Annotated in this window: 22 protein-coding genes; 8 read left to right on the forward strand and 14 right to left on the reverse strand. The window is 66.7% G+C overall.

The features are described from left to right. Positions 1-759 carry an amino acid ABC transporter ATP-binding protein gene (locus K0H49_RS26530; protein WP_219219302.1) on the reverse strand — a complete coding sequence of 253 codons (759 nt, stop codon included), beginning with the start codon at positions 757-759 and terminating at the stop codon, positions 1-3. Between the two features lie 32 nt (positions 760-791). Next, entirely contained in the window at positions 792-1,634 is an 843-nt protein-coding gene (locus K0H49_RS26535) for a transporter substrate-binding domain-containing protein (RefSeq protein ID WP_257625231.1), read from the reverse strand. On the opposite strand from K0H49_RS26535, the gene K0H49_RS26540 reads away from it, so the two are divergent. Further along, on the forward strand, positions 1,633-1,788 hold the full coding sequence (locus tag K0H49_RS26540; protein ID WP_219219306.1) for a hypothetical protein: 156 nt from the start codon (positions 1,633-1,635) through the stop codon (positions 1,786-1,788). The genes K0H49_RS26535 and K0H49_RS26540 overlap by 2 nt on opposite strands. Before the next feature lie 100 nt (positions 1,789-1,888). Here K0H49_RS26540 and K0H49_RS26545 read toward each other — a convergent pair whose 3' ends face one another. From K0H49_RS26545 to K0H49_RS26590, 10 genes are all read right to left on the reverse strand, one after another. Further along, a complete protein-coding gene (locus tag K0H49_RS26545; RefSeq protein ID WP_219219308.1) occupies positions 1,889-2,803 on the reverse strand; it encodes a LysR family transcriptional regulator in 915 nt (304 codons plus the stop codon). A 114-nt stretch (positions 2,804-2,917) separates the two neighbouring features. Next, on the reverse strand, positions 2,918-3,796 hold the full coding sequence (locus K0H49_RS26550) for a sugar phosphate isomerase/epimerase family protein (RefSeq protein ID WP_219220349.1): 879 nt from the start codon (positions 3,794-3,796) through the stop codon (positions 2,918-2,920). An 8-nt stretch (positions 3,797-3,804) separates the two neighbouring features. Further along, the gene (locus K0H49_RS26555; RefSeq protein ID WP_219219310.1) at positions 3,805-4,989 is read right to left on the reverse strand and encodes a dihydrodipicolinate synthase family protein; all 1,185 of its coding nucleotides are present in this window, start codon (positions 4,987-4,989) and stop codon (positions 3,805-3,807) included. A 5-nt stretch (positions 4,990-4,994) separates the two neighbouring features. After that, on the reverse strand, positions 4,995-6,158 hold the full coding sequence (locus tag K0H49_RS26560; protein WP_183027167.1) for a Gfo/Idh/MocA family protein: 1,164 nt from the start codon (positions 6,156-6,158) through the stop codon (positions 4,995-4,997). 49 nt (positions 6,159-6,207) lie between these two features. Next, positions 6,208-7,191: a tripartite tricarboxylate transporter substrate binding protein gene (locus K0H49_RS26565; protein ID WP_219219312.1), complete on the reverse strand. Its 984-nt coding sequence runs from the start codon at positions 7,189-7,191 to the stop codon at positions 6,208-6,210. 172 nt (positions 7,192-7,363) lie between these two features. Then, the gene (locus K0H49_RS26570; RefSeq protein WP_219219314.1) at positions 7,364-8,791 is read right to left on the reverse strand and encodes an enolase C-terminal domain-like protein; all 1,428 of its coding nucleotides are present in this window, start codon (positions 8,789-8,791) and stop codon (positions 7,364-7,366) included. Between the two features lie 64 nt (positions 8,792-8,855). Continuing rightward, positions 8,856-9,635: an ABC transporter ATP-binding protein gene (locus tag K0H49_RS26575; RefSeq protein ID WP_219219315.1), complete on the reverse strand. Its 780-nt coding sequence runs from the start codon at positions 9,633-9,635 to the stop codon at positions 8,856-8,858. Between the two features lie 20 nt (positions 9,636-9,655). Further along, a complete protein-coding gene (locus K0H49_RS26580; RefSeq protein ID WP_219219317.1) occupies positions 9,656-10,663 on the reverse strand; it encodes an ABC transporter substrate-binding protein in 1,008 nt (335 codons plus the stop codon). Positions 10,664-10,709: 46 nt separating this feature from the next. Continuing rightward, on the reverse strand, positions 10,710-11,483 hold the full coding sequence (locus K0H49_RS26585) for an ABC transporter permease (protein ID WP_219219319.1): 774 nt from the start codon (positions 11,481-11,483) through the stop codon (positions 10,710-10,712). Between the two features lie 131 nt (positions 11,484-11,614). Continuing rightward, entirely contained in the window at positions 11,615-12,274 is a 660-nt protein-coding gene (locus tag K0H49_RS26590; protein WP_219219321.1) for a TetR/AcrR family transcriptional regulator, read from the reverse strand. A gap of 118 nt (positions 12,275-12,392) precedes the next feature. Here K0H49_RS26590 and K0H49_RS26595 point away from each other — a divergent pair, with 118 nt between their 5' ends. Next, positions 12,393-14,108, forward strand: a complete 1,716-nt coding sequence (locus tag K0H49_RS26595; protein WP_219219324.1) for a thiamine pyrophosphate-binding protein — start codon at positions 12,393-12,395, stop codon at positions 14,106-14,108. An 82-nt stretch (positions 14,109-14,190) separates the two neighbouring features. Here the strand turns inward: K0H49_RS26595 and K0H49_RS26600 are convergent, their stop codons facing one another. Together K0H49_RS26600 and K0H49_RS26605 are read right to left on the reverse strand one after the other, a co-directional pair. Then, on the reverse strand, positions 14,191-14,637 hold the full coding sequence (locus K0H49_RS26600; RefSeq protein WP_219220351.1) for an SWIB/MDM2 domain-containing protein: 447 nt from the start codon (positions 14,635-14,637) through the stop codon (positions 14,191-14,193). Between the two features lie 183 nt (positions 14,638-14,820). Then, positions 14,821-15,699, reverse strand: a complete 879-nt coding sequence (locus K0H49_RS26605; protein ID WP_219220353.1) for a DMT family transporter — start codon at positions 15,697-15,699, stop codon at positions 14,821-14,823. A 99-nt stretch (positions 15,700-15,798) separates the two neighbouring features. On the opposite strand from K0H49_RS26605, the gene K0H49_RS26610 reads away from it, so the two are divergent. The 6 genes from K0H49_RS26610 to rplT all read left to right on the forward strand — a co-directional run bounded on the left by K0H49_RS26610 (position 15,799) and on the right by rplT (position 21,359). Further along, positions 15,799-16,230, forward strand: a complete 432-nt coding sequence (locus K0H49_RS26610) for a gamma-glutamylcyclotransferase family protein (RefSeq protein ID WP_219219326.1) — start codon at positions 15,799-15,801, stop codon at positions 16,228-16,230. A gap of 215 nt (positions 16,231-16,445) precedes the next feature. Continuing rightward, complete coding sequence (gene aceA, locus K0H49_RS26615) at positions 16,446-17,777, forward strand: isocitrate lyase (RefSeq protein ID WP_219219328.1); 1,332 nt, start codon at positions 16,446-16,448, stop codon at positions 17,775-17,777. Positions 17,778-18,040: 263 nt separating this feature from the next. After that, on the forward strand, positions 18,041-19,948 hold the full coding sequence (gene thrS / locus K0H49_RS26620) for a threonine--tRNA ligase (RefSeq protein WP_219219330.1): 1,908 nt from the start codon (positions 18,041-18,043) through the stop codon (positions 19,946-19,948). A gap of 76 nt (positions 19,949-20,024) precedes the next feature. After that, positions 20,025-20,642, forward strand: a complete 618-nt coding sequence (gene infC / locus K0H49_RS26625; RefSeq protein WP_219220355.1) for a translation initiation factor IF-3 — start codon at positions 20,025-20,027, stop codon at positions 20,640-20,642. Between the two features lie 129 nt (positions 20,643-20,771). Then, positions 20,772-20,975 carry a 50S ribosomal protein L35 gene (gene rpmI / locus K0H49_RS26630; RefSeq protein ID WP_007832497.1) on the forward strand — a complete coding sequence of 68 codons (204 nt, stop codon included), beginning with the start codon at positions 20,772-20,774 and terminating at the stop codon, positions 20,973-20,975. Between the two features lie 24 nt (positions 20,976-20,999). Beyond that, positions 21,000-21,359 (forward strand): 50S ribosomal protein L20, encoded by a 360-nt coding sequence (rplT, locus tag K0H49_RS26635; protein ID WP_007832499.1) that lies wholly within the window; start codon positions 21,000-21,002, stop codon positions 21,357-21,359. The last annotated feature ends 45 nt before the right edge of the window (positions 21,360-21,404 follow it).

Consider the following 21,404-nt stretch of genomic DNA (forward strand, 5'->3'; position numbering starts at 1 on the left):
TCAGAGCGCGCGGCTGCCGATGCTGGCGATGAAGGCCGCGGTGCGCGCATGCGTCGGCGCATCGAACACCTGGGCCGGCGAGCCCTGCTCGACGATCGCGCCGCCGTCCATGAACACCACCCGGTCGGAGGCGGCCTTGGCGAAGCCCATCTCGTGCGTCACCACCACCATGGTCATGCCGTCGGTGCGCAGTTCGCGCATCACCTGCAGCACGCCGCCCACCATTTCGGGGTCGAGCGCGCTGGTCGGTTCGTCGAACAGCACCAGCGCCGGCTTCAATGCGATCGAGCGCGCGATGCCCACGCGCTGCTGCTGGCCGCCCGAGAGCTGCGTCGGGCGCACGCGCGCCTTGTGCTCCATGCCGACGCGCGCGAGCGCTTCCATGGCGGTGTGCTCGGCGGCGTCGCGCGCCATCTTCTTCACCTTGCGCAGCGCCAGCGTCACGTTGCCCAGCACGTCGAGGTGCGGGTAGAGGTTGAAGGCCTGGAACACCATGCCGACGCGTTCGCGCAGGCGGTTCAGGTTGGCGCCCGGCGCATAGATGTCGTGCCCTTCGACGCGCACCTCGCCGCGGGTCGCGTCCTCCATGCGGTTGCAGCAACGCAGCAGCGTGCTCTTGCCCGAGCCCGACGGGCCGATCACCGAGACCAGTTCGCCGGCCTGCACATCGAGGTCGATGCCGTTGAGCACGGGGACGCTGCCATAGGATTTGTGCAGGTCGCGGACTTGCAGGAGCGAGGAAGACGTCACGGTGTTCATCGGTGGGAATGGGGCAGGGTGGCGCGCGGCGCTTACTGGCAGACCGGCTTGGCGGTGGTGGCCTCGTAGCCGAACAGGCCCGGGATGCCGTGGCCGGCCGGCGAGACGACGGTGGCCGAGTCGGCGGCCGGCGCGGCGCCGAACCACTTGGTGTGCATCTTCTGCAGCGAGCCGTCGAGCTTCATGCACTTGAGCACATTGCTCACCTGGTCACGCCCGGCCTTGTCGTCGAGGCGGAAGGGGATGGCCCAGACCGAACCGGTCTTGATGGTGAAGGTGGTCTTGATGGCCGGCGTGCTCTTGGCGGCCCAGGCCGAGGGCGTGACGCCGGCCAGGTTGGCGTCGCCGCGCCCGGAGATCACGGCCTGCACCGCGTCGGCGTTGGTGCCGTAGACGGCGATCTCGTAGCCGTACTGCGCCTGGTTGTTGCGCGCCCATTCCTCGGGGCCCGAACCCTTGTTGACGGCGATGGTCTTGCCCTTGAGGTCCTCGAGGCGCTGGATGTCGTTGCGGTCCTTCTTCATGACCAGCGTGAAGTTGTTCTCCAGGTAGCCCTCGGTGAACAGCACCGACTTCGCGCGCTCGGGCGACACGGTGGTGGGCGCCATCAGGAAGTCGAACTTGCCCGCATTGAGCGCGGGGATCAGCGCCGAGTACTGCGCGCCCTCGATCTCGATCTTGCGTCCCAGGCGGCGTGCGATCTCCTCACCCAGCTCGACGTTGAAGCCCTGGAAGCCGCCGCTCAGCTTCGGAAAGGCGTGCGGCGGGAAGTTGGGGTCGATGCCGGTGCGCAGCGGTGTGGTCTGGGCGACGGCGGTGCCGATGGCGCAAGCGAAGGCCAGGGGCGCGAGCAGGAACTTCAGGTGACGGGACATGAGCATTTCTCCAGAAAAAATCGCAGACCGGATGGCGCGTGGCCACCAGGCGACCGGCACCGGAATCGTGTGCTCCGGCGATGCGGTGAATTATTTCGAGGGAGAAAGGCCGCGTCGATTGATGCTTTGTGCGGCGTCGTTGCGCGTGCGTTAACACCTCGCGCCAGGGCGGTGCAGGGTGTGGAAAGTGCCCATCCGAAGTGCGGCGTGCATGCTATTGGGGCATTCCCTTGGTGGGCGCCCCCAACGGGCGATCAGCTGTCCTGCGGTTTCGGCGCCGCAAGACCACGCTGCATCAGCACGCTGCGCAGGGTCCGCACGAAGGCTTCGGCGGCCGGCGAGAGCGGGTCGGTGCGCAGGTGGACCAGGTGCGCCACCAGCGGCTCCAGCCCTTCGACCGGCAGGATGCGAAAGCGTGCGTCGGGCCAGGCCTGCAGCGAGAACTCGTCGACCAGCGCGATGCCCGCGCCGAGATGCGTGAGCGCGCAGGCGTTCTGCGGCGAGCCGACTTCCAGCGTCATGCGTGGCGCTTCGTCGAGCGGTGCGAAGAAGTTGCGCACCAGCTCGCCGAAGGGGGTGCCCCGCGGGTACGACATCAGGTCGTAGGGCAGCAGGTCTTCGGCACCGACCGCGTTGCGCGCTGCCAGCGGATGCGTGCGCGGGCAGATGCACACGATGCGGCAGCGTGCGATCGGCTGGCTGCTGAGGTTGGGGTGGTCCACCGCTTCCAGCGAGATGCCCAGGTCGAAGTGCCGGCTCAACAGGCGCTCGCGCAGCAGGTCCTGGTTGAGGCACTTGAAATGCACGCGGGTCTCGGGGTTGGCCTGGTGGTAGTGCGCAATGGCCATCGGCACCAGCATGTGGCCGATGCCGGGGCTCGACACCACGCTGACCAGGCCCGAACGGCGGGCCATGAGTTCGTGCGTGAGGTCGCTGATGCGCTGCACGCCCTGGTAGACGTCCTCGACCTCGTGGTAGAGCCGGCGTGCCTCGGCGGTGGGCGACAGCCGCCCCTTGATGCGGATGAACAGCGGGAAGTTGAGCTGGGTCTCGGTGTGCGAGAGCACGCGGCTGATGGCGGGCACCGAGACGTGCAGCAGGCGGGCCGCATCGCTCACCGAACCGGTGGCCATGATGGCCCGGAACACTTCGATTTGACGAAAATTCATGGAGGGGGACTTTAACGACCACGCCCGCGCGGCGCGTTCACCGAGCTGCCGCGGCCCGGTCGCCAGCCTCCGAAGCGCGGGCGCCTGCGTGCGTGCCGCAGGCGCCCGGCCCGCTCAGACCACGCTGCGGTGCCGCTCGATGCAGACGTCCAGCGTCTCGCTGCCCGTGCGTTGCCACCAGTCGAGGTTCGAGAAGATCTCCACTTCGCTGAAGCCCGCGAAGCCTGCGGCCTCGACCCAGCCGCGGATCTTCCTGAGCTCGATCACGCCGTCGCCCATCATCCCGCGGTCGCTCAGCAGGTCGCGCGTGGGGAGGCGCCAGTCGCACACGTGGTAGGCCAGCAGGCGCTCGCGGCCCGCGCGCGCGATCTGCTGCTGCAGCTTCGGGTCCCACCACACGTGGTAGACGTCGAGTGCCACGCCCAGCATCCCGCTCCTGGCCGCGTCGAGTTCGTCGCAGAGGTCGAGCGCATGTTCGAGCGTGTTGATGCAGGCGCGGTCGGCCGCCTGCATGGGGTGCAGCGGCTCGATGGCCAGCGGCATGCCGACCTCGCGCGCGTATTCCAGCGCGGCGGCGATGCCGTCGCGCACCTCGCCGCGCGCGCGCGCGATGTCGGTGTAGGCCGGCTTGCCCTCGAGCGCGCCGGGCAGCGCGCCGACCACCAGCACCACGCACGGTGCGTTCAGCGTCTTGGCTTCGTCGATGGCGCGCCGGTTGTCGTCCAGCGCGGCCTTCAGGCCCGCCACGTCGGCGGCCGGGAAAAAGCCGCCGCGGCAGTAGCCCGAGAGGCCGATGTCGTGCGCCTTCAACTGGCGCGCGATCTGGTCGAGGCCGACGGCCGCGACCTGGTCGCGCCAGGGGCTGATCGCGCGGATGCCGCGCTCGGCGCACTGGTCGATGATGCGGTCGAGCGGCACCTCGGCGCCCGACTGCTTGCGCACCGTGGCGGTGTTGATCGAGAGCCAGTCGTGGTTGGACGAGAAGTCGCGCATCGTCGTGCTCATTCCACGCCGTGCAGCGCCAGCAGCGTCTTCATGCGCTGCACCGCCAGCTCGGGCTTCTCCAGCACGCTGGCCGCATCGGCCAGGCGGAACAGCTCGGCGAAGTGCTGCAGCGAACGCGTGCTCTGCTGGCCGCCGACCATCGTGAAGTGCTTCTGGTGGCCGTTGAGCCAGGCCATGAACACCACGCCGGTCTTGTAGAAGCGCGTGGGCGCAGCGAAGATGTGGCGCGACAGCGGCACCGTCGGGCCGAGCAGGGCATGAAAGGTCGCGCTGTCGCCCTTGGCCAGTGCGCCGAGCGCGGTGCTCGCGGCCGGCGCGATGGCGTCGAAGATGCCCAGCAGCGCATCGCTCTGGCCGTGCATCACCTCCTCGCCGAAGCCGTCGCCGGCGATCAGCTCGGCGTAGTTGAAGTCGTCGCCGGTGTACATGCGCACGCCCGAGGGCAGGCGGCGGCGCATCGAGATCTCCTTGTCCTTGTCGAGCAGGGAGATCTTGATGCCGTCGACCTTGTCCGGGTGCGCGGCGATGATGCCCAGCGCCGTGTCCATGGCGGCGTCGATGTCCTTCGTGCCCCAGTAGCCGGCCAGCGCCGGGTCGAACATGTCGCCCAGCCAGTGCAGCACCACCGGCTGCTTCGCCTGGCTCAGGATGCGGTCGTACACGCGCTCGTAATCGGCCGGGCCCGTCGCCACGCGGGCCAGCGCGCGGCTGGCCATCACGATCAGCTTGCCACCGAGCTTTTCGATCGCGGCCATCTGCTCTTCGTAGCCGCGGATCACGTCGTCGACGCTCTTCACCTCGTCGATGTTGAGGTGATCGGTGCCGCAGCCCGAGGCCACCAGTGCGCCGGGCACATCCTTGGCCGCGTCGAGCGAGCGGCGGATCAGTTCCAGCGAGGTGGGCCAGTCCAGGCCCATGCCGCGCTGCGCCGTGTCCATGGCCTCGGCCACACCCAGGCCCAGCGAGAACAGGTGACGGCGGTAGGCGATGGTGGTGTCCCAGTCGACCGCGGCCTGCAGCCACGGGTCGACCTGCGCCAGCGGATCGGCCACCACGTGCGCCGCCGAGTAGGCGATGCGGTTGAACTTCAGGCCCGCCTCGGGCTTGGCCAGCACCTGGCCGCGCAGGGCGTAGGGCGCCAGCGTGCCGCCGGCGGTGGGAAGGGTGATCGAGAGGGCCATGGCGCTCAGACCTTCAGCGCGGGCACGTCGACCCAGCGGCGGTCCTGCCACGATTCCAGTGCGGCCTCGACCAGCTGCACACCCTTGGCGCCTTCGGGCAGCGTCCACTTGTAGGGCTCGTTCTCGACCACGTGGCGGATGAAGTGTTCCCACTGGATCTTGAAACCGTTGTCGTAGACCTGCGAGTCCGGGATCTCCTGCCACTGGTCGAAGAAGTTCATGGTCTGCTTCTCGTCGGGGTTCCATACCGGGCGCGGCGTGGCCACGCGCGACTGGGCGCGGCAGCTCGACAGGCCGGCCACGGCCGAGCCGTCGGTGCCGTCGACGTGGAAGGTCACGAGGTCGTCGCGGCGCACGCGCGTGGCCCAGCTCATGTTGAGCTGTGCGATGACGGGTTCGCCGTTGTGGCCGGTCAGTTCGCAGGTCGCATAGGCCGCGTCGTCGGCGGTGGCCTGGTAGGGCTTGCCTTCTTCGTCCCAGCGGGTGGGGATGTGGGTGGCGCCGATGCACGACACCGACTTCACTTCGCCGAACAGGTTGTCCAGCACGTAGCGCCAGTGGCACATCATGTCCAGGATCATGCCGCCGCCGTCTTCCTTGCGGTAGTTCCAGCTCGGGCGCTGGATGGGCTGCAGGTCGCCTTCGAACACCCAGTAGCCGAACTCCAGGCGCACGCTCAGCATGCGGCCGAAGAAGCCCGCGCGGCGCAGCATGTCGAGCTTGCGCAGGCCGGGCAGGAACAGCTTGTCCTGCACCGCGCCGTGCTTGAGGCCCGAGCCTTCGGCCAGGCGGGCGATCTCGACGGCTTCGTTGAGGTTGGTCGCGATCGGCTTCTCGCAGTAGACGTGCTTGCCGGCGCGGATGGCCTTGGCCAGCAGCGTGGGGCGCATTTGCGTGGTGCCGGCGTCGAAGAAGATGGTGTCGTCGGGGTTCTCGAGCGCCTTGTCGAGGTCGGTGCCCCAGCGTGCGATGCCGTGCTTCTTGGCGAGTGCTTCCATCTTCTCGGCGTTGCGGCCGATCAGGATCGGGTCGGGCATGACCTTGTCGCCGTTGGAGAGCGTGACGCCGCCCTGGGCGCGGATCGCGCAGATGGAGCGGATCAGGTGCTGGTTCATGCCCATGCGTCCGGTGACGCCGTGCATGATGAGTCCGAGTCGTTGTGTAGCCATGGTTTCTCTGCTTGCTTGCTGGGGGAGTGGGTATGCGGGGGTGTTCTTCTTACGGTGCGGGCGACAGGCCGGCGGCCTTCACCAGCTTGGCGTTGCTGACGATTTCGTCCTTGATGTAGGCGTCGAACTGCTGGGGCGTGAGCGTCCAGGCGTCGGCGCCGAGCTTCAGGAAGCGGTCCTTGACCTCCGGCGTGGCGAGTGCCTTCACGACCTCGTCGTGCAGGCGGTTGACGATCTCGCGCGGCGTCTTGGCGGGCGCCATCATCCCGATCCAGAAGTTGAATTCCGAGCCGGGCACGCCGGCCTCGGCGGTGGTCGGCACGTCGGGCAGCGCGGCGGCGCGCTTGGGCGAGCCCACGGCCAGTGCGACCAGGTGGCCTTCCCTGATCTGGCCGATCACCGGCGCGATGGGCGAGAAGTAGTAGTCGACACGGCCCGACAGCACCTCGGTCACGGCGTCGGCCGAGCCCTTGAACGGGATGTTGGTGGCGTCGATGGCGGCGGCCATCTTGAACTTCTCGGCGTTCAGGTGCGTGGCGCTGCCCTGGCCGGCCGAGGCGTAGTTGATGGTGCCGGGCTTGGCCTTGGCGGCGGCCACCAGTTCCTTGAGCGTCTTGATGTTCTTCGACGGCGAGATCACCAGCGCGTTGGGCAGCGTTGCGACCGGCGTGATGCCGGCGAAGTCGCCCAGCGTGTCGAAGGGCAGCTTGGCGAAGGTCGACGGGCTCACCGTGTGCGAGGACGAGTGCAACATGATCGTGTAGCCGTCGGGCGCGGCCGTGGCCACGGCCTGCTGGCCGATGGTGCCGCTGGCGCCGCCGCGGTTGTCCACCACCAGCGTCTGGCCCATGCTCTGGCCCATCTTGTCGGTGATGGCGCGCGCAATGATGTCGGTGGTGCTGCCGGCCGCGAAGGGCACGATCACGCGGATCGGCTTGTTCGGGTAGGCGCCCTGGGCGGCGGCGCCGGAGGCGGTCAGCACAGTGAGGCACGCCAGCGAGGCGGCCGCGGCGATGCGGGCAAAGGGGGTCATGAAAGTCTCCGTTTGATTTATCTGACGCACCCCTCCGGGTGCTGGGGAACCGGCTAATTCACCAATTGGTGAATTGAGGTGAATTTTCCAGCTTGATGGGCCGCGGGTCAATCCGCGCGCGCAGGGTCTGGCTCAGGGATTACCCGATGTTTGAGGCGGGGTGCTGCCGCGCTCAGAGGCTGCGCATCGCGTCCCAGCGCACGCCCGCGCCGGCACGGCCGGTGCCGAAGCCGGGCGCGGCCAGCGAGGCCAGGTCGATCTGCCCGTCGACGATGCGCAGGCGCGCCGCGCCCTCGCTGTGCGCGTAGAGCGCGGGGTGCAGCGCCAGCAGCGTGGCCTGTTCGTCGCCGGGCAGCGCCGCCATGCCGTTCACGTAGTGGTGGCCGTTGCGCTCGACGTGGTCGAGCCCGAGCCAGCCGACCAGCGCCAGGTCCTGCTGCAGCCCGATGCCGGCCTGCATCGTCAGGTCTTCGCCCGACAGGAACAGCGCCTCGCCCCTGGCGCGGCCCTGCGCGCAGCGCGCGGCATTGACGATCGACTTGTAGAAGCCCTTGCAGCTCTTGCTCGAGACGCCGGTGTAGCCCAGCGCGCGCGCCTGCTGGAAGCTGTCGAGCGTGGCGTCGGATTCGTCGATCAGGAGCGGCATGCGCTCGACCGTCGCATGCATGGCGTGGTCCAGCGCATGCGCGCGTGCGATGGGTTGCTCGATGAAGACCGTGCGTTCGACCAGCCCGCGCAAGGCCGGCGCGGCCAGGAAGGCATCGAGGAAATCGGCGAAGGCGGCCGCGTCGGCGTACTGCTCGTTGCCGTCGAGCGTGACGAGTTCGGCGCGGCCCTCGATCACTTCGGCGATGCGGCCCAGCCGCTGCAGGTCGGCCGGCGTGTCGCCCGACAGCTTGAGCTTGAAGTGCCGGTGGCCGTAGCGCGCGATGGCGGCCTCGAGCGAGGTCGGCAGGCCGTCGGTGGGCAGCTGGTCGGCGGGCAGGTCACCGTCGCGGATCGCATCGGCCAGGCCCACCGTGTGGCGCGCGGCGATGCGCGTGCGCGGCCGCTGCCGTGCGAGGAAGGACGGCAGGTCGAAGTCCGCCAGGTCCGGGGCCAGGTCATGGCGCGCAAGGTCGATGCCCGCGGCGTTCATGGCCATCGCTTCGGCAAAACTGCAGCCCAGGTGCAGGCACAGCGCATCGAGCACCGCCCGGTCGATCAGTGCCGGCCCGTAGCTGGCCACCAGCGGGAGCAGGCCCTGGCGCAGCCCCGTGGCCAGCACGTCGTCGTAGTGCTCGGCGAAATGGTCCCAGGCGCCCTGTGCGGGGCCGGGCGCGGTGTAGGCCTCGCGCGCGTTGCGCAGGGCCTGGCGCAGCTGCTCGAAGTTCTGCGCGTTCGACAGCGCCGGGTTCTTGTCGAACCACTTCGGGATCATCATCTCGGCCGAACAGCCCTCGCTGGTGCGGCCGTCCTCGAAGCGGATGCGCGCACGCACGTAGACCTGCGGGCAGGCCGTGACCGTCACGGCGCCGAAGCGGAAGGGCAACCGAAGCGTCACGTCGCGCTCCGAGAAGGCGATGTGTTCGATGTGGAAGCGGGGCGCGGCGAGGGCCATGGTGTGTCTCCGGCGCGGTGCGCGCCATCGCGGCGGGCCGGCGCGTGCGTGGCCCCGCCGTGGGTCAGTGGTCGAGGATGCCCTCGGAGAAGAAGTGCGCGCGGATGGTCTTGGCGTAGCTGCCGAATTCGGCCGAGCCCATGATGTCCAGCGGGCGTTCCTTCGGCAGGTCGATGTCGTAGACCGCCGCGATCGAGCCCGGGCGCTCGCTCATCACGATCACGCGGTCCGACAGATAGACCGCCTCTGGAATGCTGTGCGTGATCAGAATCACCGTCTTGCCCGAGGCGCCGACGATGCGGCGCAGCTCGAGGTTCATCTTCTCGCGCGTCATCGCGTCGAGCGCGCCGAAGGGCTCGTCCATCAGCAGCACGCTCGGGTCGTGCAGCAGGGCGCGGCAGATCGATGCGCGCTGCTGCATGCCGCCCGACAGCTGCCACGGGTACTTGCCCTCGAAGCCCTTGAGCCCGGCCATCGCGATCAGCTCGGCCGCGCGCGCGCGCGCCGGGCCCATGGGCAGGTGGCGCATCTCGGCCTGCAGCAGGATGTTGTCGAGCACGGTGCGCCAGGCCAGCAGCACGGCGCTCTGGAACACGATGCCCACGTCCTTCTGCGCGCCCTTGATCGGCTTGCCCGACAGGGTGAGCGCGCCGCCGGTGATCGGCAGCAGGCCCGCCACCATCTTGAGCAGCGTGCTCTTGCCGCAGCCCGAGGGGCCGACGACCGAGACGAACTCGCCCTTGCGGATGGCGAAGTCGAGCGGCTTCAGCGACTCGACCGGGCCATCCTTGGTCTGGTAGACCTTGGTGACGCCGCGGGCTTCGATCAGGACTTCAGAGGACATGGGCAGCAGGCAGCGAGCGCTCAGTTCGTGGGGAGGTAGTCGAGGGTGACGTAGTCTTCGGGCTTGCCGCGCGTCGATGCGTCCATGCCGCCGTACTGCACCAGCAGGTCGAGCGAGTCGTTGACGTTCTTCATGGTCACGCGGAAGGGGCGCTGGTTGGCCGTTTCCTTGGTGTGATAGAGCGCCACGCTCTGCTTCATGCCGACGATCAGCGTGTCGCGCACACCGGCCTTGGGGTTGGCCTTGAGCATCGCATCGACCGCGGCCTCGGGGCTCTTCTCGGCGGCTTCGGCGGCCTTGGTCGAGGCACGCATGAAGCGCTTCACGAGGTCGCCGTTCTCGGCCAGGAAGGCCTTGTTGGTGATGATGCCGGAGCTGATCTGGTTCACGCCGGAGTCGGCGAAGCGGATCGGCGTGACCGGCTTGCCGGTGGCGTCCTGCAGCTTGATGGCCTGGTCCATCACGTAGCCCAGCAGCAGGTCGGCCTGGCCGTTCATCACCGCATTGAGCTTGGTCTGGCCGTCGCCCGAGACGATCTTCACCTGGTCGGCCTTGATGTCGTTCATCTTGAGGAACAGCGGCCACATCTGCGACATCGAGTCGCCGGGCGTGACGGCCACGGTCTTGCCGATGATGTCCTTCGGCGTCTTGATGTTCTTCTCGGTGAAGCCCATCACCGACATCGGGCTGACCTGGAACAGCACGCCGGTCGACTTCAGCGGCGCGCCCTTGGCGGCCGCCTTGATCATGGTCGTGACGTCGATGTAGCCGAAGGTCGCCGACTTGGCGGCCACGGCCTGCGCGGTCACGGCCGAGCCGCGGCCTTCCTGGATGTCGAGGTCGATGCCTTCCTCGGCATAGAAGCCCTTTTCCTTGCCGAGGAAGAAAGGCGCGTGCTCGCTGTAGAGGTACCAGTTGAGCATCAGGGTCACCTTCTCGGGCGCCTTGGTCTGCGCCTGCGCGGGCGCCATGGCCACCACCAGCGCCGCGGCGGTGGCGATCAATGCGGGGAAGCGGGTGTTCTTCATGGTGTGGTCTCCGTTGGGTTTGTCTGCTGGTTGTCTTGCGGGGAAATCACTGCGCCGGGCGTTGCGAGGCGTGCCAGGGAATCATCAGGCGCTCGACCAGGTCGACGGCGACGAACAGGATCACGCCGATGCTCGACAGCACCACCAGGGCCGCGAACATCAGGGGCAGGTCGAAGTTGCCGTTGGCCACCTGCAGCACGTAGCCGATGCCCGAGTTGGAGCCGACGAACTCGCCGACCACCGCGCCGACCACGGCCAGCGTGACCGACACCTTGAGGCCGCTGAAGATCGCGGGCAGGGCCTGCGGCAGGCTGATCTTGAAGAAGGTCTGCAGGCGGCTCGCGCCCATCGAGCGCGCCAGGTCCAGCATGTCGGGCTCGACCGACTTGAAGCCCATCACCGTCGACACCACCACCGGGAAGAAGCCCAGCAGGAAGGCCGAGATGACCTTGGGAAAGATGCCGAAGCCGAACCACACCACGAACAGCGGTGCGATCGCGACCTTGGGGATGCTCTGCGAGAACACCAGCAGTGGATAGACATACGACTCGACCAGCCGCGAGTAGGCGATGACCATCGCCATCGGGATGCCGATGACGATCGTGAGCCCGAAGCCGCCCAGCGTGGCCAGCGTGGTCTTCCAGCTCTCAGCCAGCAGCCGCGGCCATTCGGCGATCAGCTGCTTGACCACTTCCAGCGGCGGCGGCACCAGATAGGCCGGGATCTTGAACAGCCGGATGGCGAGGTCCCAGAGCACCAGCAGCACGACGATGAGAAAGAACGGGCGCAGGGCCGGGAGCAGAAGAAGCCTGCGAATCATCGAGCGAAGTCTCCGGGAATGACGCGCGCGTCAAACCGACCGCGCAGCTAAGTAACCAAACGGTGAATTGTTGGTGCGCGCAGGGGCCGTGTCAACGACACCAAGGGTAAGCACGGAGAGTCAGGCACCGGTCAGCGCAGGACGTAGCCCAGCACCATTTCGGTCATGTGCGAGAGGCGCTGCGCGAGCGCCTTGGGGGCGCGCAGGTCGCGCCCGAAGATCGCCGACAGCGTGGCGTTGTTCGAGAGGTAGAAGTAGCAGATCGAGGCGATCGAGATGTAGAGCTGGATCGGGTCCACGCCGTCGCGGAACAGTTCGTCGCGCCGGCCGCGCTCGAGCACGTCGGCCAGCATTTGGACCAGTGGCGAGTTCATCTCCTGGATGCGTGCCGATTGCTTCAGGTGCACCGCCTGGTGCAGGTTCTCGCTGTTGAGCAGGGTGATGAACTCGGGATGCTCGAGGTAGTAGTGCCAGGTGAACGACACCAGCTGGCGCACCGCCTCGACCGGGTCCATCGCGTCGAGGTGCAGCGCCTGTTCGGCCGAACGGATGTCGGCGTAGGTGCGCTCGAGCACGGCCAGGAAAAGGTCGTCCTTGTTGCCGAAGTAGTAGTAGATGAGGCGCTTGTTGACGCCGGCCTGCTCGGCGATGCGGTCGACCCGCGCCCCGGCGAAGCCGCTCTGTGCAAACTCCTCCAGCGCGGCGGTCAGGATCGAGAGTTGCGACTTGTCGGCGTCGCGCGCGCGCGGCGCTGCGGCGGGCTTGGCGGGCTTTGAAGGAGAGGAGGCCATGTGCTGCTGTGTGTTCTAACTAACCGTTCGGGGAATTATGGTCGGGCGGGCCGTGGCTGCCGCATGCGTGGCCGTCACGATAATCTGTGGCTCCTTCATCCTTCGCATCGAACCTCCCATGAGCGCACAGCAGGCCGGCCGCTTGATCGTTGAATGTCTGGTGGCGCAGGGCGTCGAACACGCCTTCGGCGTGCCGGGCGAGAGCTACCTCGCGGTGCTCGAAGGTTTCCATGCGCACCGCGAGCGCATCCGCTTCATCGTCAACCGGCAGGAGGGCGGCGCGGCCTTCATGGCCGAGGCGCAGGGCAAGCTCACGGGCCGGCCCGGCATCTGCTTCGTCACGCGCGGGCCGGGCGCGACCAACGCGTCGATCGGTGTGCACAACGCCTTCCAGGACTCGACGCCGATGGTGTTGTTCGTCGGCGACGTCGGCAGCGACTTCCGCGACCGCGAGGCCTTCCAGGAAGTCGACTACGGCAGCTTCTTCGGCCCGAGCACCAAGGGCTTCGCCAAGCGCGTGGAGCGCATCGACGATGCCGACCGCATCCCCGAGTACATCGCGCGTGCCTTCGCGACCGCGATGAACGGCCGCCCCGGGCCGGTGGTGCTGGTGCTGCCCGAGGACATGCTGCGCTCGATGACTTCGGCCCGCCCGCTGGCGCGCGTCGAGGCGGTAGAGCCCTGGAGCGACCCCGGCGCGCTGCGCACGCTGCGCGAGTTGCTGATGAAGGCGCAGCGGCCCTTCGTGATCGCGGGCGGCGGCGGCTGGACGCCGCAGGCCGCGCAGGCGCTGCAGCGCTTCGCCGAGAACTGGCGGCTGCCGGTGGGCAACGCCTTCCGCTACCAGGACACCTTCGACAACCACCATCCGCTCTACGCAGGCGACGTCGGCATCGCGATCAACCCGAAGCTGGCCGCGCGGGTGAAGGAGGCCGATCTCGTCATCGCCATCGGCCCGCGGCTGGGCGAGATGACCACCAGCGGCTACACGCTGCTGGAAGCGCCGCGGCCGAAGCAGACGCTGGTCCATATCCATGCGAGCGCGGAAGAACTCAATCGCGTCTACCAGGCCGACCTGGCGATCAACGCCGGCATGAGCGCCGCGGCGCGCAGCCTGGAGGTGCTGAGCGCACCGCCCGAACTGCCGTGGGAGGACTGGACCGCGGCCGCGCATGCCGACTACCTCGCGAACCTCGTGCCGCAGCCCCTGCCGGGACTGCCCGCCGACACGCCGCGTGGCGCGGTCGACATGGCCGCGGTCGTGGCGCTGCTGCAGCAGCACCTGCCGGCCGATGCCGCCATCACCAACGGCGCGGGCAACTTCGCGAGCTGGGTGCACCGCTTCTTCCGCTACCACGGCCTGGCCAAGGGCCACAAGACGCAGCTGGCGCCGACCAGCGGCGCGATGGGCTACGGCGTGCCGGCCGGCATCGCCTGCAACCTCACGACCGGCCGCGTGGCGTTCACGATTGCGGGCGACGGCGATTTCCTGATGAACGGGCAGGAGCTGGCCACGGCCGCGCAGCACGGCGGCAAGAGCATCATCGTGCTGCTCGACAACAGCATGTTCGGCACCATCCGGATGCACCAGGAGCGCGACTATCCGCGGCATGTGAGCGGCACAGGGTTGCGCAACCCCGACTTCTGCGCGCTGGCGCGCGCCTACGGCTATGCGGCCGAACGCGTGACGGCCACCGATCAGTTCGAGGCGGCGCTGCTGCGGGCGCTGGCCGCCGACACCGGCACCCTGATCGAGATTCCCTTCGACCCCGAGGTGATCACCACGCGCGTCACGCTGAGCGCGATCACCAAGGCGGCACAGGCGAAGGCCTGACGGATGCGTTTGCGCTGAGCGCAGGCCAAAAAAAAGCCGGCGCGAGCCGGCTTTTTGCTTCAGCGCACGAGGCGCCGACAACTCACTTGACGTGCTTGCCGATCAGCGCGGCCAGTTCGAACATCGAGACCTGTGGCTTGCCGAAGATTTCCTTCAGCTTGGCATCGGCGTTGATGTTGCGCTTGTTGGCCTTGTCTTGAAGATTGTTCTTCTTGATGTAGTCCCACAGCTTGCTCACGACGGCGGTGCGCGGCAGCGGCGTCGAGCCGACGACGGCGGCCAGTGCTGGGCTGGGGGTCAGGGCCTTCATGAACGCGGCGTTGGGCGTGCGCTTCTTGGCAGGAGCGGCGGCCTTCTTCGCGGGTGCTGCCTTCTTTGCAGGAGCAGCAGCCTTCTTCGCGGGAGCAGCGGCCTTCTTCGCCGGTGCAGCAGCCTTCTTCGCGGGCGCAGCGGCCTTCTTTGCCGGAGCAGCGGGAGCGGCCTTCTTTGCGGGCGCTTTGGTGGCCGGAGCCTTCTTTGCAGTTGCCATGGTTGATTTCCTTTTTTGGTTGGACATTTCACCAATGAAAAGCTGCGTCTCCACTGGCAGATCGCATGCTAATGGAGAAGAAACGCGTTTCCAAGGGGAAAAGGGACTTTTTCATTGGGCGCTGTTGTTTTTTCAGAGGGGCGAGCGCGTGTCGTCGCCGGGCGATGCGCTCCAGCGCCCGCATCAGTGGATCGATGGCGCGTTGCGCCGCGCAGGCCAGGTGGCGAGAACGACCCCCGCCAGCGCCGCCGCGAAGGCCAGGATCTGCGCGCCGCCGAGCGATTCGCCGAGCACCAGCACGCCCACCAGCGCCGCACTCACGGGCAGCATCACGCTGAACACCCCGGCCTGCGCCGCGGGCACGTGCTTGAGGCCGGTCATCCAGAGCCACACGGTCCAGATGCTGGCGGCCAGCGCATAGAGCACCAGCAGGCCCCAGGTGCCAGCGCCCACCGCGGCGAAGTCGAACTTCAGCGCGAACCAGAGGCCGAAGGGCGTCGAGAGCACGAAGCCCCAGAGGTTGATCAGCGAGGAGATGCGCTTGGGGCCGAGGCGACCGGTCAGCGACTTGCCGATCACCGCATAGGCGGCTTCGCAGAGCACCGCGCAGAACACCAGCAGGTTGCCGAGCCATGGCATCGCGCTGCGCGGCGCGTCGGTGGGCGCGCTGGCATGCGCGGGCGACAGCGCCAGCAGGCCGATGCCGGCGGCCGCGCAGCCGATCGCCAGGCCGATGCGCCAGCCGATGCGCTCGCGCAGGAAGATCCAGCTGGCCACCGCGACCACCGCCGGGATCGACGCCATGATCACGCCGGCCGAGACCGCGCTGGTCATGCTCACGCCGAACAGCATGCAGACCGAGAACAGGAAGTTGCCGAGGAAGGATTCGAGGAAGACCAGGCCGCGCGTGCGGCGGGTCATGGGCGGCTCGTCGGCGGGGCGCTTGAGCCAGTGCGGCATCGCCAGCGCGGCGATGCCGAAGCGCAGCCAGGCCAGCAGCAGCACCGGGAAGGCCGCGACCAGCGGCTTGGACAGGGCCACATAAGTGCCCACCAACGTCATGCTGAGCGCGAGGCAGCCGTAGGCGACCAGGCGGCGCGGGTCGGGAGCGGTGTGGTTCACTGGAGGGCGATCGAATCGATGAAGAGATTGAATTCAATGATGCCCCATCGCAGTGCGCCGCCACGCTTCGCCCATGTCTTCGTCTACGGCACGCTGCGCCGCGGCGGCTCCAACGACATCGCGCGCTACCGGCCCGCGCCGCGGTTCGTGGGCGAGGCCTTCATCGCGGCCACGCTCCACGACCTGGGCAGCTATCCGGGCGCGGTGCTCGGCGGCGACGCGCGGCTGCGCGGCGAGGTCTACCGCATCACGCCCGAGGTCGAGGCGGCGCTCGACCTGCTCGAGGACGTGCGGGCCGACGGCACGGGCGAATACCTGCGGCGCGAACTGAGCGTCGAGGTGGGCGGCCTGCGCCTGCAGTGTCTGGTCTATGAACTGCATCCGGAACGCGTGGCAGGGCGGCCGGTGATCGGGGCCGGCGACTGGTTCGCGGCCCCGGGTGCGCGCCGCGATTTCACCCGTAGAAATTGATTTTGCAATGCGGAAAGACGACGTGTTGCAGCGCAGTATTTTTTCTCAATATGAGAAAACAAATTCCGCATAGAGAAAAACACTCTCTAACCTGTTGATTTTGCTTGATTAAAAATATGTCTTATATAAGACATAAGACAGAGGTCTCGGGACTACAGTGGATGCCAAGGCCTCGCGCCGAACCGATCCAAATCAACCCACCTCCGGAGTCACTCATGCCCCAGAATTTCACCGAACAGCTCAGCCGTGAACAGCAGATCGCCGCCCTCGAGAAGGACTGGGCGAGCAACCCGCGCTGGAAGGGCGTCAAGCGCGGCTACAGCGCCGCCGACGTGGTGCGTCTGCGCGGTTCGCTGCCCATCGAGCACACGCTGGCCAAGCGCGGCGCCGAGAAGCTCTGGGACAAGATCAACGGCGGTGCCAAGAAGGGCTACGTGAACGCCTTCGGCGCGATCTCCGCCGGCCAGGCGATGCAGCAGGCCAAGGCCGGCCTCGAAGCCGTGTACCTGTCGGGCTGGCAGGTCGCCGCCGACGGCAACACCTCGGAGACCATGTATCCCGACCAGTCGCTGTATGCCTACGACTCGGTGCCGACGATGGTCCGCCGCATCAACAACACCTTCAAGCGCGCCGACGAAATCCAGTGGGGCCGTGGCATCAACCCGGGCGACAAGGAGTTCATCGACTACTTCCTGCCGATCGTGGCCGACGCCGAAGCCGGTTTCGGCGGCGTGCTGAACGCCTTCGAGCTGATGAAGAACATGATCGCTTCCGGCGCGGCGGGCGTGCACTTCGAAGACCAGCTGGCGGCCGTGAAGAAGTGCGGCCACATGGGCGGCAAGGTGCTGGTGCCCACGCATGAAGCCTGCGAGAAGCTGATCTCGGCGCGCTTCGCCGCCGACGTGATGGGCGTGCCCACCATCGTGCTGGCCCGCACCGATGCCGAAGCCGCCAACCTGATCACTTCCGACCACGACGCCAACGACAAGCGCTTCCTGACCGGCGAGCGCACGCCTGAAGGCTTCTACCGCGTCAAGAACGGCCTGGAGCAGGCCATCAGCCGCGGCGTGGCCTACGCCCCCTACGCCGATCTGGTGTGGTGCGAAACCGGCGTGCCGGACATCGGCTTCGCCCGTGAATTCGCGCAGGCCGTGCACGCCGCCTGCCCGGGCAAGCTGCTGTCGTACAACTGCTCGCCTTCCTTCAACTGGAAGAAGAACCTCGACGACAAGCAGATCGCCTCGTTCCAGGAAGACCTGTCCGAGCTGGGCTACAAGTACCAGTTCATCACGCTGGCCGGCATCCACATCAACTGGTACAACACCTTCCAGTTCGCCCATGCGTACGCCAACGGCGAAGGCATGAAGCACTACGTGAACATGGTTCAGGAACCCGAGTTCGCCGCACGCGACAAGGGCTACACCTTCGTGTCGCACCAGCAGGAAGTCGGCGCCGGCTACTTCGACGACGTGACCACCGTGATCCAGGGCGGCTCGTCCAGCGTCAAGGCGCTGACCGGCTCGACCGAGGAAGAGCAGTTCCACTGATCGGCCCCTGCGCTGCACCAGGAGCCCGGCCCCGTGCCGGGCTTTTTTTGCGTCCGCTGTTAAACTCGGCCCTCTCTGCTCCTCACAAGAACGGGAAAGGCATTCTGGTTATGACACCGCGAACTACGTCCGACGCATTCCACGGCGCTTCCACCTTCGAAGGAACGCGCCGGTAATCCGCGCACGCTGGTCCGTCCAGCCGTTCAACCAGAGCAAAGCGCGGCCACCACCGCGCTTTTTTGTTTTTCCGCCCAAGGTTTTTCATGATCCAGATCACGCTCCCTGACAACTCGCAGCGCGAGTACCCCGGCCCGGTTTCGGTGGCCGATGTGGCCCGTTCCATCGGCCCCGGCCTGGCGAAGATGACGGTCGCCGGCAAGGTCGACGGCAAGCTGGTCGATGCCAGCGACATCATCGACCACGACGCCAAGCTGCAGATCATCACGCCCAAGGACGACGAAGGGCTGGAGATCATCCGCCACTCGACGGCCCACCTGGTCGGCCACGCGGTCAAGCAGCTCTATCCGACGGCCAAGATGGTCATCGGCCCGGTGATCGACGAAGGCTTCTACTACGACATCTCCTACGAGCGCCCCTTCACGCCCGAGGACGTGGCGGCGATCGAGGCACGCATGCGCGAGCTGATCGCGCAGGACTACGACGTGGTCAAGAAGGTCACGCCGCGCGCCGAGGTGATCGAGGTCTTCAAGTCGCGCGGCGAGGACTACAAGCTGCGCCTGGTCGAGGACATGCCCGACGAGCAGGCCATGGGCCTCTACTACCACCAGGAATACGTCGACATGTGCCGCGGCCCGCACGTGCCGAACACGCGTTTCCTCAAGGTCTTCAAGCTCACGAAGCTGGCCGGCGCCTACTGGCGCGGCGACGCCAAGAACGAGCAGTTGCAGCGCATCTACGGCACGGCCTGGGCCGACAAGAAGCAGCTCGAGCAGTACATCCAGCGCATCGAGGAAGCCGAGAAGCGCGACCACCGCAAGCTGGGCAAGGAGCTCGACCTGTTCCACATCGACGAGGTGGCGCCGGGCGTGGTGTTCTGGCACCCCAAGGGCTGGGCCGTGTGGCAGCAGGTCGAACAGTACATGCGCGCCATCTACCGCGACACGGGCTACTGGGAAGTCAAGGGTCCGCAGATCCTCGACAAGAGCCTGTGGGAGAAGACGGGCCACTGGCAGAACTACCGCGACAACATGTTCACGACGGAGTCGGAGAAGCGCGAGTACGCGCTCAAGCCGATGAACTGCCCGGGCCACGTGCTGATCTTCAAGAGCGACCTGCGCAGCTACCGCGACCTGCCGCTGCGCTACGGCGAGTTCGGCCAGTGCCACCGCAACGAGCCCAGCGGCGCGCTGCACGGCATCATGCGCGTGCGCGGCTTCACGCAGGACGACGGCCACGTCTTCTGCACGGAAGACCAGATCCTCGACGAATGCGTGGCCTACACGGCGCAGCTGCAGAAGGTCTATGCCGACTTCGGCTTCACGGACATCCTCTACAAGGTCGCGACGCGGCCCGACAACCGCGTCGGCTCCGACGAACTGTGGGACAAGGCCGAGCACGCGGTCATGGAAGCGCTGCGCCGTTCGGGCGTGGACTTCATCATCTCGCCGGGCGACGGCGCCTTCTACGGCCCGAAGATCGAGTACACGCTCAAGGACGCGCTGGGCCGCCAGTGGCAGTGCGGCACGATGCAGGTCGACTTCAACACGGCCGAGCGCCTGGGCGGCGAGTACGTGACGGAAACGAGCGGCCGCGCGCACCCGGTGATGCTGCACCGCGCGATCGTCGGCAGCCTCGAGCGCTTCATCGGCATGCTGATCGAACACCATGCCGGCGCACTGCCCGCATGGCTCGCGCCAGTGCAGGTGGCGGTGCTCAATATCAGCGAGGGCCAGGCCGACTACGCGGCATCCGTGGCGAAAACGCTGCAGAATCAAGGGCTTAGAGTTCAGCTCGATCTGCACAACGAGAAGATTACGTATAAAATACGCAAGCATTCGTTGCAAAAGCTTCCCTACATCATTGTCGTAGGCGACAAGGAGAAGGAAGCCGGTGCCGTCGCAGTGCGCGCCCGGGGCAATGTTGACCTCGGTGCCATGTCGGTGGAAGCGTTCTCCCAAAAGATCGCCGACGACATTCAACACAAACGCTGATTTTTCGAAGCCGGTCTGTTTGTGGGCGTGGATACGACGGTGTTAGCTACAGTTTTTGTAGCAAATTGTTTGAAGGATTCTGACCATCGCTACTGCATTTCGCGACCGCCGCCACCGCGAGGAACGCCAACACCGCCTGAACCGGGAAATCATGGCCCCGGAAGTCCGCCTTGTAGGCCCGGAAAACGAGCCATTGGGTGTCATGAGTATTTCCGAGGCGCTGCGTCTGGCCGGTGAGGCCGATGTGGACCTGGTGGAGGTTGTCGCTGCGGCGAACCCTCCGGTGTGCCGCCTGATCGAGTACGGGAAGTTCAAGTACCACGAGCAGAAGAAGGCCGCCGAGGCGAAGTCGAAGCAGAAGGTCATCGAGGTCAAGGAAATCAAGTTCCGACCCGGTACCGACGACGGCGACTACAACATCAAGATGCGCAACATCAAGCGCTTCCTTGAAGAGGGCGACAAATGCAAGATCACGCTGCGCTTCCGCGGTCGCGAGATCACGCACCAGGAGCTGGGTCTGGCCTTGCTGCAGCGCATTCGCGACGAGCTGGGCGACACCATCCTCGTCGAGCAGTTCCCCAAGCTGGAAGGCCGCCAGATGATCATGATGATCGCACCTGGCCGCAAGAAGCCCGGCGCTGCGAAGCCGGCGCCCGCCGCAGAAGGTGCGGCACCCGCAACGGCTTCGGCCTGAGCGAACAGAGTATTTGAAGGGATTTCGCCGGCGCTGCAAGGCGACGGTGAGATGAAGAAGTGTCTCGGGGCCAACAAGTCTGTGGAGTATCCGCAGCGCCTCGCGAGCACAAATTAAAGGAGCATGAACATGCCCAAAATGAAGACCAAGAGCAGCGCGAAAAAACGTTTCCGCGTTCGTCCCGGTGGCACCGTCAAGCGCGGTCAAGCCTTCAAGCGTCACATCTTGACGAAGAAGACCACCAAGAACAAGCGTCACCTCCGTGGTGCAGTCGCAGTGCATGAAACCAACATGGTTTCTGTCGCCGCCATGCTGCCCGGTCGCGGCATTTAATTCAGACGAACAAGGAGTAAATACATGCCTCGCGTCAAACGTGGTGTAACGGCTCGCGCCCGCCACAAAAAAGTTCTCGCACTCGCCAAGGGTTTTCGCGGTCGCCGCGGTAATGTCTTCCGCGTCGCCAAACAGGCGGTGATGAAGGCAGGCCAATACGCCTACCGTGATCGTCGTACCAAGAAGCGCGTCTTCCGTCAGCTGTGGATCGCGCGTATCAACGCCGCCTCGCGTGAACTGGGCCTGACCTACAGCCAGTTCGCCAATGGCATCCGCAAGGCCGGCATCGAGATCGACCGCAAGATGCTTGCGGACATCGCCGTGCATGACAAGGCCGCTTTTGCCGGCATCGTGGAGCAGGTCAAGGCCAAGCTGGCTGCTTGATCCCGCACAGCAGACGGCAGCCCTTTCGGGGGCGTCCGTTTGCGC

This window comes from Variovorax boronicumulans (assembly GCF_019352895.1).
Lineage (GTDB): Bacteria > Pseudomonadota > Gammaproteobacteria > Burkholderiales > Burkholderiaceae_C > Variovorax > Variovorax boronicumulans_A.

Coding starts and splice junctions, on each gene's coding strand:
- K0H49_RS26605 (WP_219220353.1), bottom strand. CDS start 15,699: ATGACGTTGGTGGGCACTTATGTGGCCCTGTCCAAGCCGCTGGTCGCG.
- rpmI (WP_007832497.1), top strand. CDS start 20,772: ATGCCCAAAATGAAGACCAAGAGCAGCGCGAAAAAACGTTTCCGCGTT.
- K0H49_RS26535 (WP_257625231.1), bottom strand. CDS start 1,634: ATGTCCCGTCACCTGAAGTTCCTGCTCGCGCCCCTGGCCTTCGCTTGC.
- K0H49_RS26570 (WP_219219314.1), bottom strand. CDS start 8,791: ATGGCCCTCGCCGCGCCCCGCTTCCACATCGAACACATCGCCTTCTCG.
- thrS (WP_219219330.1), top strand. CDS start 18,041: ATGATCCAGATCACGCTCCCTGACAACTCGCAGCGCGAGTACCCCGGC.
- K0H49_RS26595 (WP_219219324.1), top strand. CDS start 12,393: ATGAGCGCACAGCAGGCCGGCCGCTTGATCGTTGAATGTCTGGTGGCG.
- K0H49_RS26560 (WP_183027167.1), bottom strand. CDS start 6,158: ATGGCTACACAACGACTCGGACTCATCATGCACGGCGTCACCGGACGC.
- K0H49_RS26600 (WP_219220351.1), bottom strand. CDS start 14,637: ATGGCAACTGCAAAGAAGGCTCCGGCCACCAAAGCGCCCGCAAAGAAG.
- K0H49_RS26590 (WP_219219321.1), bottom strand. CDS start 12,274: ATGGCCTCCTCTCCTTCAAAGCCCGCCAAGCCCGCCGCAGCGCCGCGC.
- K0H49_RS26545 (WP_219219308.1), bottom strand. CDS start 2,803: ATGAATTTTCGTCAAATCGAAGTGTTCCGGGCCATCATGGCCACCGGT.
- K0H49_RS26555 (WP_219219310.1), bottom strand. CDS start 4,989: ATGGCCCTCTCGATCACCCTTCCCACCGCCGGCGGCACGCTGGCGCCC.
- K0H49_RS26565 (WP_219219312.1), bottom strand. CDS start 7,191: ATGACCCCCTTTGCCCGCATCGCCGCGGCCGCCTCGCTGGCGTGCCTC.
- K0H49_RS26585 (WP_219219319.1), bottom strand. CDS start 11,483: ATGATTCGCAGGCTTCTTCTGCTCCCGGCCCTGCGCCCGTTCTTTCTC.
- K0H49_RS26540 (WP_219219306.1), top strand. CDS start 1,633: ATGAGCATTTCTCCAGAAAAAATCGCAGACCGGATGGCGCGTGGCCAC.
- K0H49_RS26610 (WP_219219326.1), top strand. CDS start 15,799: ATGCCCCATCGCAGTGCGCCGCCACGCTTCGCCCATGTCTTCGTCTAC.
- aceA (WP_219219328.1), top strand. CDS start 16,446: ATGCCCCAGAATTTCACCGAACAGCTCAGCCGTGAACAGCAGATCGCC.
- K0H49_RS26550 (WP_219220349.1), bottom strand. CDS start 3,796: ATGCGCGACTTCTCGTCCAACCACGACTGGCTCTCGATCAACACCGCC.
- K0H49_RS26530 (WP_219219302.1), bottom strand. CDS start 759: ATGAACACCGTGACGTCTTCCTCGCTCCTGCAAGTCCGCGACCTGCAC.
- K0H49_RS26575 (WP_219219315.1), bottom strand. CDS start 9,635: ATGTCCTCTGAAGTCCTGATCGAAGCCCGCGGCGTCACCAAGGTCTAC.
- K0H49_RS26580 (WP_219219317.1), bottom strand. CDS start 10,663: ATGAAGAACACCCGCTTCCCCGCATTGATCGCCACCGCCGCGGCGCTG.
- rplT (WP_007832499.1), top strand. CDS start 21,000: ATGCCTCGCGTCAAACGTGGTGTAACGGCTCGCGCCCGCCACAAAAAA.